Raw genomic sequence first — 8,750 nt, forward strand, 5'->3', positions numbered from 1 at the left:
ATCTTGGATTTAAAATCAATCCGCAGTGAACCTGATTTATGAGTACGCTTGACAAGCAAATCTCTGATTTCATAGACATGACATTGTCTATTCTGGAGAGCAATCAAACTGTTGCCGAGTCAGTAAAAAAAATGGAGGAACATGGAATAGACAGTTTGCTGATAAGGGATGAAGGGCACATCAAAGGAATTGTCACGTACAGGGATGTTCTTTTCGATGTAGTTTCAAAAGGAAAGGATCCAACAAAAACGAGGTTAAAAGAAATAATGAAGTCCCCTCTTCTTTCCATACAAAAGAATGCAAAAGTCAGAGATGCTATTGCCCTGATGACTAAAAACAATGTAAGAAGATTGATCGTTTTGGATAACACAATTCCAATTGGTGTAATTTCTCAAAAGGTACTAGTTGGAAACATTGCACAGCATGCAATTGCCCTGCCTGAGCTAGAAATGCCAACCTTGATCAAATGCCCATATTGTTCCTCAGCATTTGGTGACAAAACGTTGCTTTCCTCTCACATAGACAACATACATGTCGGAAGGGGGCTTTTTGAGGGGAATATGTCAAGGGCAGAGGATCTTGGCTCGATCAATCCACCAAATGATTTCCCAAAAACAATCTGATTTTACGAGCAGAAGATAAAACAACTTTCTTACAAAATATCATCCCAGACCATATTTTTCAAAAATGTCGATGTTGGTCAAATTCGAACCTGAAAGGGATTCCCCCAGATACGCAATGTATGGGCCCGCAGGTATCCGCAGATACATGATTTTGGAAAACCTAAACCAACGGCAGAAAGCCAGCGGTGGGCTTACAATACACCTGCCTAATTTTTATTGGTAAAGAATTATCCCATCACAGAAACTGAATCAGTTTGATTCACAGTGTGTTTTAGCCCTTCTTCAAGAATCTGATTTACAAGTTCTGAAAAACTGATATTGTTTTGCTCTTTCATCATTTGGTATTGCTTCTCTTTTAGACGTCTGTTTAACTCAATATTCATTGCAATTGTAACTCTAGTCCAATCTCGCATGGTCATATCAAACATCTCCTGAATTCAACAAATAAGAAAAAACAAAAAGTGGCAAATACATAGTGGGAGATAGGGAGAGCACTATGCATTCGCCACGCAGGCATATGGCATTGAAGCTATGCTGTGTGTGCAATAGTGATACACATAGCGGATCATGTTCTCGCAACACTTGCAAATTCTCTCAACTGGGAACTCGCATTGTTTGCAGCTTGAAACTAGTAATTCTCCGCCACATTTTCTACAACTTTCGTTTCGCATTTTGCAACCACCTTACGCTTTGTTGTATTTTTGAGACCAAGTTTTGAGGTAGTTTTGGTGTACTGAACATATTTCTCACCTAATCGATTGTGATGGCTTTTCCTTTTGGCTTTTGCTCGATCAGTCTGAATGAGACTTCGAGTATGCCATTTGCGTATGTTGCTTTGGTGGAATTTTCGTCGACTTTGTATTTGAGTGGTATTTGTGTCTGGTATTTTCGCTCTCCATGTTCTGCACTTATTTTTGCGTACTTGCCTTCGATTGTCACTTTGATGTCTTTTTTGTCAACTCCTGGCATCTCTGCCACAAGTTTGAGCGTGTTACCGCTTTTGTCAACTACCTCGTCAACGAACGGCTCTCTCACATCAGATGTTATCAAGCCAGGAACTGGAGTTCCATACTGCCTGATCAGAGGCCTTCCATTATTTCCCATGATCATTGAATAACCATGGGAATATGGCTGCGTGAATGCATATTTTGCTAATTCAAAGTCGTCATCCATGTTAAAAAATCGGTCTGACAAACTTCGAAACATTTGGTCGAGTTGGTTATCAAACCACATATTTGATCACTTGGTGTGTGTAATAGACATTACATTATTTAATTTTTTCTGTGTTTAAAATGATTAAATTACACGTTTAGTAATTTCTTACAAAAATTTATAAATAATTTTGTTTAATTACAGCACTGGTGATTTTATGACAACACCACAAATAGTTCTTCTCAAGGAAGGAACTACACAAACAAAGGGTAATGATGCCCAGAAAAACAACATCAGCGCTGCAAAACTAATTGGCGAATTGGTCCGCACTAGCCTTGGTCCACGAGGAATGGACAAGATGCTAGTCGACACACTAGGAGACGTAACCATCACAAATGATGGCGCAACCATTCTCAAAGAAATCGACGTGCAGCATCCAGCTGCAAAAATGATGGTCGAGATAAGCAAGGCAACAGATACTGAGGTTGGAGACGGAACGACCTCAACTGTGGTTCTTGCAGGAGCCCTGCTAGAAAAAGCAGAAGAGCTCATAGGCAAAAACGTACATCCAACAGTCGTCGTGGATGGCTTCAAAAAAGCATCCGAAAAAGCAATTGCAGAGCTACAACAAATAGGCATCAAAGTCGATCCACTCGACAAGAAACTCCTCAAAAAAGTTGCAGTGACTACACTGTCATCAAAGCTCGTTTCATCAAACTCTGACGAGCTTGCAGACATCATAGTCGACGCAATCTTGTCCGTAGCAGAAAAAGTCGGTGACAAGTACAAAGTAGACATAGACAATGTCAAACTGGAAAAGAAGGGCAGTTCCTCAATCAAAAACACCGAGCTTATCCACGGAATAGTTTTGGATAAGGAGGTCGTTCACGGAGGAATGCCAAAACGCATAGAAAATGCAAAGATTGCATTGCTCAACGCACCACTTGAAATCGAAAAGACAGAGTTTGATGCAAAGATAAACATCAACTCCCCAGATCAAATGCAGATCTATATAGACGAGGAAAACAAGATGCTCAAAAAGCTTGTAGACAAGATAGTCGCATCTGGCGCAAACATCGTCTTGTGCCAAAAGGGAATAGACGACATGGCGCAGTATTATCTTGCAAAAGCAAACATCCTTGGAGTTAGAAGGATCAAGGAAAGTGATCTAACCAAGCTTTCAAAGGCAACTGGTGCTAGAATTATCACCAACATCAACGAGCTGACAGACAGGGATCTTGGCTCTGCAAAGATTGTCGAGGAAAGACAGGTAGAGTCAGACAAATGGGTCTTCATCGAAGGATGTAAGAATCCAAAAGCCGTCTCAATTTTAGCCAGAGGTGGCTCACAAAGAGTGGTAGATGAAGTAGAACGCTCAATCCACGATGCCTTAATGGCAGTAAAGGATGTGGTGGAATATCCAGTCATCCTAGTTGGTGGAGGGGCTCCAGAAGCCAGAGTAGCAGCAAAACTAAGAGAATGGGCAAACTCGTTAGAGGGACGCCCGCAGCTAGCAGCGCAAAAATTCGCAGAAGGTCTTGAGACCATACCGTTGGTTTTGGCTGAAAATGCCGGAATGGACCCGCTTGATACTCAGGTCCAGCTCAGATCAAAAGCAACGTCAGGAAAAGCAACCTTTGGAATTGACGTAACAAATGCCAAAGTAGCTGACCTTGAGTCCCAGAACGTGATAGAGCCACTTGCAGTAAAGGAGCAGGTGGTAAATGCGGCAACAGAGGCAGCATGCATGATTCTGCGAATTGATGATGTCATTGCGGCATCAAAATCCTCAAGTCATGCTCCAAGTCCTGCCGGCCTACCCGGAATGGGTGGAATGGGCGGAATGGACATGTAACCTCTTTTTTCATTTTTTGTTACTCGTGTTGTAAGACAGACAATACATGATACATAATTTTGATTTCGTGTATCTTACAATGTTGAATGCTCGAATTATGTCTGAAGAGCCCAGACATTTAATGTCCGGGCCCCAAATGGGCCCACAGGGATTTGAACCCTGGATTTTCGCCGTGTAAGGGCGACGTCATAACCGATCTGGACCATGAGCCCAGCAAAATTCCTTCTCAGAAACCATTTAAACTTTGAGAAGTTGGACAAAAAGAATCATTGACTGACAAGATAGACGTCGGCTTTTTCTGTAGTCCCATTGGACTGGGCCACGCAACGCGAGACATCGCAATTGCACAGCATTTTGACGGCATTTTAGCAAAATTTGTAACTGGAAACGGCGCTGCCAAATTATTTTCAGAGTACGGGTTTTCAGTAAACGACTCTTACGTGCCTCCAAAATTCAAAATCAAAAACGGATCGCTTCAGAAATCACTCAAATGGCTTTTTGCATATTACCAATACTACAAAGAATGCATGGGAATTGCAAAGGAATTTGTGAAAAACGAAAAACCCAAAGTAATAGTAAGTGATGAGGACTTTGCATCACTTACAGTAGCACAACAAAACAAAATTCCATCCATTCTAATCACAGACATCTTAGAGACAAGATTCACAAAAGGAATTGGTGCAGTTATCGAGAAGAGGATGAACCAGTCAATGAGAAACATCATACAAAATTGCAGCGTCGTAATAATTCCAGAATTTGGCCAAGATCAGGACAATATCAAAAGGGTGGGGCCGATAGTACGAGCCACAAAACACAGCAGGGATGAATTAAGGGAAAAATTCTCATTTTCCAGAAAAACAATCACGCTAAGTGTAGGTGGAACTGATGCGGGTATGTTTCTAATTGAAAAAACAATCGACGTGTTTTCAAAGCTAAATCTAGACGCGGACTTGGTGGTCGTGTCAGGACCATCTTTGAAGATAGATGCACAAAACGTCAGAAATCTTGGATTTGTCAACAACCTGCACGAGATAATCTACGCATCAGATCTTGTCATTTCACTTGCTGGAAAATCCACCATCGACGAGTCAAAAGCATACGGAACGCCTGGAATTTTTATTCCAATCAAGAACCACTTTGAGCAGGAAGACAATGCAAGACAAATTGGATACCAATACGAGGATGTTTTTCATCTTGACACCCTCATCCCCAGAAAACTAGAATCGTGCAGAGCCCCTGTTGAGACAAACGGCGCAAGCCGTGCCTATGAAATCATCAAGAAACATCTGACATAATCGCTAATGCTTAAAAGAGGATTTAGGTTTTTGAAAACCACGAATTGGAAAAATTAGCTGTTGCAAAATTTGGTGGTAGCGCAAGTGGAATTGATGGCGAGCATGTATTAGACATAATCAATCGCATCAAAGAGCTAAAAAAAGACTCCAAAGTAATTACGGTTTTTTCCGCTCCTCTCACCATACATGACGGAAAGAGAAAATCACTAACTGACTTGGCATTGGCACTTGGAAGAAAAGCTGAGGAGGGAACAATGCCAGATATCAATGAAATGAGAAGACCTTACGAGAAGATTCTCAATTTTGTATCAGAGTCATACAGGACTGAATGCAAAAAAATAATCGATTCGTTTTTGGAAAAAACTCAGCAGGCATACAATGAGGCTATGCAGAGGCGCCTATTTGCAGACGAAGTGCGTTCGAGGGCACTTGCGTTTTCAGGTGAAATTCTCATGTCATACATGATGAACTATATCATGAAAAGCAACGGCATAAAATCAGACGTAGTCTCATACGATATTTGGCCAATCATAACAGACAACAACATTGAATCAACAAACTTTCTTGCCTCAGAGTCCATAAAGAGAATAGAGCCAGTAGAGCAACTTCTAAAGGAAAACGACGTTCTGTCAATTGGCGGTTTCATTGGAAAAACAGTGGATGGTACAGAAACCACGTACGAGCGCGGAGGCTCAGATAGGACTGCGGCAGATCTGGGCATATTGTTTCATAAAAAATACGATACCAGGATTGATTTTGAAAAGGACAGCGCAGTCGTGTCAGCAGATCCAAGGGTCGTATCAGAAGAACTAGAAGACATTTCTCAGCTTTCATACAACGAGGCAAGACTTGCAGGGATGTTTGGAATGAAGATCCTAGACCCGATTGCGATCAAAGAAATTTTGGAAAACGGAGTAGATATGCCAATCATGATAACAAACATGAAAAACCCGCAGAAAATAACAACCATAAAGAGAAGATCAGACAATCAAAACGGTCATCCGCTAAAAATTGTGACAGGGAAAAGAAACTGCGCAATACTCAAAATAGAAAGCGAGTCCGCGAAGAGACTGCTCGAGTCACTTGAAAAAGACAAGAGATACAGCGAGTTTGTCATACTTTCTCCCTTTACAAAAGACGATATCGAGTTTACAAGAATTTTGTTTTTGGATTCTGATTATGTCAAGCGAAACGAGAGATATGTTCTGGGATTTGACTCCCTGGCCACAATCACGTACAATCGCGGAGTCATCACATTAATCGGTGATGAGATGTGGCGAGTCCACCAAATTGTGTCAAAGGCAAGCTCGCGAATAGGCGATGCAGGCCTCAACATCTTGAACATGGACGCGCAGGAAGAGACATCACGGGTCATCATAGTGACTGATGACTCTGATGACAATATCGAAAAAGCAATTCGTGCGGTGCATTCGGAAAGATCAAAAATAATGTTTACTTGAATTTGAAAACAAAATCGCAAATGGCCCTTCAGGGTTGTCCCGTCAGAGCCACGCTGGGTTTGTTCTTGGACCATTTATCTAGATTCAGTCCGGCGTTACCCAAAACACGCACTGTTTAGTATTGATCGAGGCAATATTTAGACCTGATCTATATAGTCTATCAATTTCGTGCCTAGACTCACAATCAGCAGATGCAGATATGGTCAGTTTTCTAGGCTATGCATAATTCATTGGCCGAATTTTCCGCCCGCAGAATACCACAACGCAAGGCCGGCCCCAATCATCACATACCACTTGATGTTTCTCTTGTCAAGGAACACGTTTTTTGGATTTAGTTCTTCTTCGACATTAATCGACTTGCGTATTTTTCTCATCTCAAATCCCTGGCCAACTAGACCTCCGACAAGAAGCGCCACTGCTACAAATGGAATGATTGATTCCATGGTTATGGTTCCATTTTCACATATTTAGTCCTGTGCCTGAACCATTCAAGATAACTCTTTAAATTACGAATGTTTATGCATCGTTCTATGAAAGAAGTGGGCAAGATCTGGATGAACGGTAAGCTTGTACCGTTCAAGGACGCAAAGGTTCACGTACTGACCCATGCATTGCATTATTCAACTGCAGTCTTTGAGGGAATCAGATGTTATAACACACCAAAGGGCTCTGCCATTTTCAGACTTCCAGAACATGTAGACAGATTGTTCAGATCAGCAAAAATGTATTCAATGAAGATGCAGTTTTCAAAAGATCAGATCACAGATGGAATAATTAAAACAGTAAAGGCAAGCAGTCTTAAGGAATGCTACATCAGACCGCTGGCATATTACGGATACGGTACGATGGGACTGACTCCGACTCCAAACAAAGTAGACGTTTCAATAGCATGTTGGGAATGGAAACTTGGCGAGTCAAAGGCAGGAAAACTGACAGGTGCAAGGTGTAAGATTTCAAGCTGGCTTCGAATAGATTCCAGATCGCAGCCAATGCAGGCAAAGGCAGCGTCAAACTATGCAAATGCGGCACTGGCAAGAGTAGAGGCCCTAAACAACGGATACGATGAAGCAATAATGCTAAACTATCACGGGAAAATAACAGAGGGCAGTGCAGAAAATATCTTTGTAATAAGAAATGGCGAAATTTTCACGCCGCCGCTTACATCTGGAATACTGGAGGGAATCACGCGAGACAGTGCCATCCAGATACTTGCCGCAAACGGACAAAACGTAATTGAAAGAGAACTTGACAGGGACGACCTTTATTCTGCAGACGAGATATTCATGACGGGCACCGCTGCGGAAGTAAAGTCAGTATCCCAAGTGGACGACATTGTTATCGGAGATGGAAAAATTGGCATGACCACAAAACAACTGCAGAAATCATTCATGGATGTGGCAATGGGCAAAGATGAGCGATTCGTTCACTGGCTAAAATACATCTAGAACGCAGGTTTTTTAGAGATTTTACTGCACCAAAACCATGGATTCTTGCTCAGTAGGCGGAAAGGGCGATGAAATTTGCTGGTTTTGTAAAAAGGGCAGGCATTCAGAATGCATGAAAGAAATCCCAATTGATGCAAAATCAGAAGGCCCACATGACTGTACATTTGATACCAAGATGATACCGTGCAAGTGTGCCCACTGAAATAACAAATACTACGTTCCTTGAGACCATACCATGAGTTACAATACTGAATATTGGAACAAGTATGTAGAAAATTCTGATTCAAATTATAACGAAGAGATGGCAAAGTTCATCCGAGATCTTGCCGTGTCATTAAGGGTTCAAAATGTGCTCGAGGTTGGTTGTAATTCCGGAAATGACTTGAAATTATTCCCACAAGAGTTTGACGTTTCTGGAATCGATCCTAACGAGTCTGCAATTAGAAAGGCTAGCCAGAGTCTGCCGTACTTCAAGTTCAAAGTGGGCTCGATTACCGAACTGCCGTTTGAAGATTCTTCCTTTGATTTTGTATTTACAAGAAATGTTCTAAACTATATTGGCGATGAAAACATGGAAAAATCAGTAAATGAGTTGTTCAGGGTTTCTCGAAAATACATTTTAAATGTCGAATATTTTTCAGATAATGAAAGTCAGATACCAGACGCTTCCATTTCGACATGGAATAGGAACATGTACAAACGCTGGCTCGATTTTAAGGTAAAGATAATCAGTAATGTTGACATGCATGAAGAGATTGATCCGAAAAAATCCAAATTTACTCTAATAAGAAAAATTTAGTATGTAGCAGTTTTCGTCTTAGTTGCTACTTGTTGGTTTTACAGTTGTCGGCTTTGTCGTTGTCTTTGGTTTTGGTTCTGTCTTCTTTGTCTCTGTCTTCTTTGTCTCTGTCTTCTTTGTC

The 8,750-nt window shown here is 41.4% G+C and carries 10 protein-coding genes and 1 tRNA gene; 7 read left to right on the top strand and 4 right to left on the bottom strand.

Annotation, left to right across the window (positions count from 1 at the left end):
• The first annotated feature begins 38 nt into the window (after positions 1-38).
• Positions 39-623 (top strand): CBS domain-containing protein, encoded by a 585-nt coding sequence (locus NKMY2_RS00915; protein ID WP_042683683.1) that lies wholly within the window; start codon positions 39-41, stop codon positions 621-623.
• Positions 624-850: 227 nt separating this feature from the next.
• On the opposite strand, the gene NKMY2_RS00920 is transcribed toward NKMY2_RS00915, so the two are convergent.
• Together NKMY2_RS00920 and hsp20 are read right to left on the bottom strand one after the other, a co-directional pair.
• Positions 851-1,042: a hypothetical protein gene (locus tag NKMY2_RS00920; protein ID WP_157832403.1), complete on the bottom strand. Its 192-nt coding sequence runs from the start codon at positions 1,040-1,042 to the stop codon at positions 851-853.
• Between the two features lie 331 nt (positions 1,043-1,373).
• A complete protein-coding gene (gene hsp20, locus NKMY2_RS00925) occupies positions 1,374-1,856 on the bottom strand; it encodes an archaeal heat shock protein Hsp20 (RefSeq protein ID WP_042683685.1) in 483 nt (160 codons plus the stop codon).
• Between the two features lie 136 nt (positions 1,857-1,992).
• Here hsp20 and thsB point away from each other — a divergent pair, with 136 nt between their 5' ends.
• Entirely contained in the window at positions 1,993-3,630 is a 1,638-nt protein-coding gene (gene thsB, locus NKMY2_RS00930; protein ID WP_042683686.1) for a thermosome subunit beta, read from the top strand.
• Between the two features lie 137 nt (positions 3,631-3,767).
• Here the strand turns inward: thsB and NKMY2_RS00935 are convergent.
• Positions 3,768-3,842 (bottom strand) — tRNA-Val (locus NKMY2_RS00935).
• A 57-nt stretch (positions 3,843-3,899) separates the two neighbouring features.
• On the opposite strand from NKMY2_RS00935, the gene NKMY2_RS00940 reads away from it, so the two are divergent.
• Together NKMY2_RS00940 and NKMY2_RS00945 are read left to right on the top strand one after the other, a co-directional pair.
• The gene (locus NKMY2_RS00940; protein ID WP_238549726.1) at positions 3,900-4,925 is read left to right on the top strand and encodes a glycosyltransferase; all 1,026 of its coding nucleotides are present in this window, start codon (positions 3,900-3,902) and stop codon (positions 4,923-4,925) included.
• A 44-nt stretch (positions 4,926-4,969) separates the two neighbouring features.
• Positions 4,970-6,385 (top strand): amino acid kinase family protein, encoded by a 1,416-nt coding sequence (locus NKMY2_RS00945; RefSeq protein ID WP_042683687.1) that lies wholly within the window; start codon positions 4,970-4,972, stop codon positions 6,383-6,385.
• Between the two features lie 227 nt (positions 6,386-6,612).
• On the opposite strand, the gene NKMY2_RS00950 is transcribed toward NKMY2_RS00945, so the two are convergent.
• On the bottom strand, positions 6,613-6,828 hold the full coding sequence (locus NKMY2_RS00950; protein WP_042683688.1) for a hypothetical protein: 216 nt from the start codon (positions 6,826-6,828) through the stop codon (positions 6,613-6,615).
• A gap of 87 nt (positions 6,829-6,915) precedes the next feature.
• On the opposite strand from NKMY2_RS00950, the gene NKMY2_RS00955 reads away from it, so the two are divergent.
• Genes NKMY2_RS00955 through NKMY2_RS00960 form a run of 3 tightly spaced genes read left to right on the top strand, consistent with a single transcriptional unit; the run spans position 6,916 to position 8,629 of the window.
• A complete protein-coding gene (locus NKMY2_RS00955; RefSeq protein ID WP_042683689.1) occupies positions 6,916-7,830 on the top strand; it encodes a branched-chain amino acid transaminase in 915 nt (304 codons plus the stop codon).
• A gap of 37 nt (positions 7,831-7,867) precedes the next feature.
• Entirely contained in the window at positions 7,868-8,032 is a 165-nt protein-coding gene (locus NKMY2_RS10840) for a hypothetical protein (RefSeq protein WP_177316488.1), read from the top strand.
• A gap of 33 nt (positions 8,033-8,065) precedes the next feature.
• Positions 8,066-8,629: a class I SAM-dependent methyltransferase gene (locus NKMY2_RS00960; protein ID WP_042683690.1), complete on the top strand. Its 564-nt coding sequence runs from the start codon at positions 8,066-8,068 to the stop codon at positions 8,627-8,629.
• Positions 8,630-8,750: the final 121 nt, after the last annotated feature.

It is taken from the genome of Candidatus Nitrosotenuis chungbukensis, assembly GCF_000685395.1.
Classification (GTDB): Archaea; Thermoproteota; Nitrososphaeria; order Nitrososphaerales; family Nitrosopumilaceae; genus Nitrosotenuis; species Nitrosotenuis chungbukensis.